Raw genomic sequence first — 2,504 nt, 5'->3', positions numbered from 1 at the left:
GCAGTGAGCAGCTCGATGCTGGTGGCCGTGATGTTGATGTCCTGTGCGGCCACCACATTGCTGGCGATCTGGCTGTAGCTGCCACCGGCACTGAGGTTGACGCTGCCGCCCAGGCTACCGATGTTGCTGGCCACCTGCGACACCTGGGCGCTGTCATCCTCGTGCTGCTGGCGGTGCCAACCGGAGAACTTCTCGGTATCGGAAATCTGCACCGTACCGATGGCCTTGCTCTGCGAGGTGTTGGCGTTGCCCAGCGTGTCGTGGCCACTGCGGATAATCAGGTCACCGGCCGCGTGGCTGCCCACATCCTGCTCGGCCACGATATTGGCCGCGGTCAGGGTGATGTCGCCCTCACTGGTGGCCATGCGCGCGCCACCACCAACCATCAACTACGTACCGGTGATGGTGTCGCTGCTGCCGATGCCCGCTCACAGCGTACGGAGTCGCGTAACACTGTAAAAATTCACTCTGGATCGAGCCTTTCTCACGCGGGCGCTAACTGTCTAATAATCGCCCCCTGCATCCGGCCATAATAAGCAACCCACAGCGTACTGTATGACGTGCTGTTTCGAAGGTGTCCTGCAACGACTTCAGGCCGATGCAATTACTAGCGGAGCATCCAGAGAAGGGGGTCAACAGCCGAACAAATTCTCTTCAACTGTGGACTGATCACTTGCGTCAAAGAATACTTCGATATCATGCGCATTTTCACCCTCCCAGCTAAGAGCAGCATCACGCAAAACTTCCAGATATATCTTCAACTCACCTTGAGGTATTTTCGGGAGCCCACGGTGTACTAGAACGACTTTACGCTGCGGAATCCACTCAAGATCCCTCAAGCAATCATACAAGGCGTCCCAATTAAAACCAAAATATCCAGGAAGCCACAGCGAATAATAAAATGCCCTCAAAAGCTCATCCGAGCTAGAGATTTCCGGATCAATACGAACATAAAAAACTTCCGCCGAATTATACACCGGATCACCATCCAGGAAGTGAAACGCACCCATTGACTACACCCTCAATTTATTGGAACAAAGGTCTTATAATGATCCGCAGTGTAAAACATCTCCCCACCCTTACCAACAACTATTCGTTGCGGCCCCGGACCAGAGACCCCTGGAGTTGGGTGCACATACTCAATATAATAACCATCGGGCTTCCGCGGCAAATCACCCGCTTTATTTTTAAAAACCGCCCCATCATTTCGGTGAGGATACGCCCCCCCGACTTAATTCGATCCAACGTTGGACCGAGATCAACAGGTCCTTGAAAAGTCTGCCCGGTCTTCTTATCAATGACCATAGCGTCTCCGATAAAGCGAGAGGGGTCTCTTGTACTAACGCTCCCACCCACTTCGCCAACTCTGTCAACTGCCCTCATTTCCTGTGAAGCGCCAATAGTGGCCTCACCGGCTTGTCCAAGGGTCCTACCTACAGTGCCCACCGGGATAATGCTGGAAGCCATGTTTAGCGCAACATTGTCGACGACGGCCTTGTAATCACCATCGGTTATCGACATCCACGTAGCACCGACGGGACCGAAGATACCAAGCTGCCCCAATCGACGGAGATCGTTCTTTTGAACGTATCCAACCATGGTATTCAGATCTTCATTCGTCCATTGCGACACATCTGCAGGACGTGTCGCACGCCACTCTTGGTACTGGCCCTCTAACTTCAAATCAGCCGCCACTGAACGGTAGTCATTCAGCCCAATGGCTTGCTTGGCGGTCAGCGAAGTTCCAAACAGCCGATCAACAACCTTCGTACCGAAGTGCCCACGGTATGACCCATCGAACATGGTGTCGTCATAGAATTGCTGCAGATTCGCCGTAAAGGCTTGCTGTGCCTGCCCGTTCTCATTCACGAAGCCTAGATTGACTTTGGCCGCTTCTGCTGCAAGCCAATTCGCGGCAGCTTGATATAGGCCAGCTTCAGGGCTGGTGGAAAGGCTTGTCTGCCATTGATTATCAAGTTGATCTAAGGACGATGAAACTAGCAGCTTCATAGCCTCATCTTCGCTGATGCCTGCGTAAGCCGCGTAGTCATCGGCCTTGGCGGCGATGAAGCTCAGTTCCACCGGATGCAGCTGCCGGTTGTAGCGCTCTCCGGCCAATGCTGTGCTAGCGCCGGTTCCCTGCCCGGCCACGGCACCAAGCGCTGCAGTGCCCAGTTCCATCAGGCTATGGAAGGTGCTGTCGTTGGGCGAAAGCCCCTGCCCTATCAGGTAGTCAGCCATGGCCTGCTTTGCTTTCTCGGCCGCGGCAGCTCCTGCGGCGCCGGAAAGCGCATCGCCCCCCCCAGAGCTGCAACCGCTGCACCCGTTATCCCATGCAATAGCGTTTTGCTTGTGCCGCCGTCGTTCCAGCTGTTCAGGCGCTCAAGTGCGTCCGCCTCGGCGGCGGCATCTCCGCTAGCACGTGCCGATGCTAGGTCTGTCATCGCCCGATCCTGCATCGTCTGCGCGATATCGCCGGCTGCACGGAACCCGACCTCGCCCGC

At 55.4% G+C, this 2,504-nt stretch carries 4 protein-coding genes; all 4 read right to left on the bottom strand.

The window, feature by feature from the left end; translation table 11 throughout:
- The coding region (locus ABB30_RS15360) for a hemagglutinin repeat-containing protein (protein WP_211263508.1) at positions 1–365 on the bottom strand (365 nt) is incomplete at its 3' end.
- Between the two features lie 267 nt (positions 366–632).
- Positions 633–1,010 (bottom strand): barstar family protein, encoded by a 378-nt coding sequence (locus tag ABB30_RS15955; protein ID WP_083489930.1) that lies wholly within the window; start codon positions 1,008–1,010, stop codon positions 633–635.
- Between the two features lie 11 nt (positions 1,011–1,021).
- On the bottom strand, positions 1,022–1,171 hold the full coding sequence (locus ABB30_RS17010; RefSeq protein WP_083489929.1) for a ribonuclease domain-containing protein: 150 nt from the start codon (positions 1,169–1,171) through the stop codon (positions 1,022–1,024).
- Between the two features lie 1,054 nt (positions 1,172–2,225).
- Positions 2,226–2,504, bottom strand: a 279-nt coding sequence (locus ABB30_RS16690; protein ID WP_211263507.1) for a hypothetical protein, incomplete at its 5' end; no start/stop codon positions are given.

It is taken from the genome of Stenotrophomonas ginsengisoli (assembly GCF_001431485.1).
Lineage (GTDB): Bacteria > Pseudomonadota > Gammaproteobacteria > Xanthomonadales > Xanthomonadaceae > Stenotrophomonas > Stenotrophomonas ginsengisoli.
The sequence above is the reverse complement of the archived record's forward strand: the minus strand, read 5'-3'. Positions and strand labels throughout refer to the sequence as shown.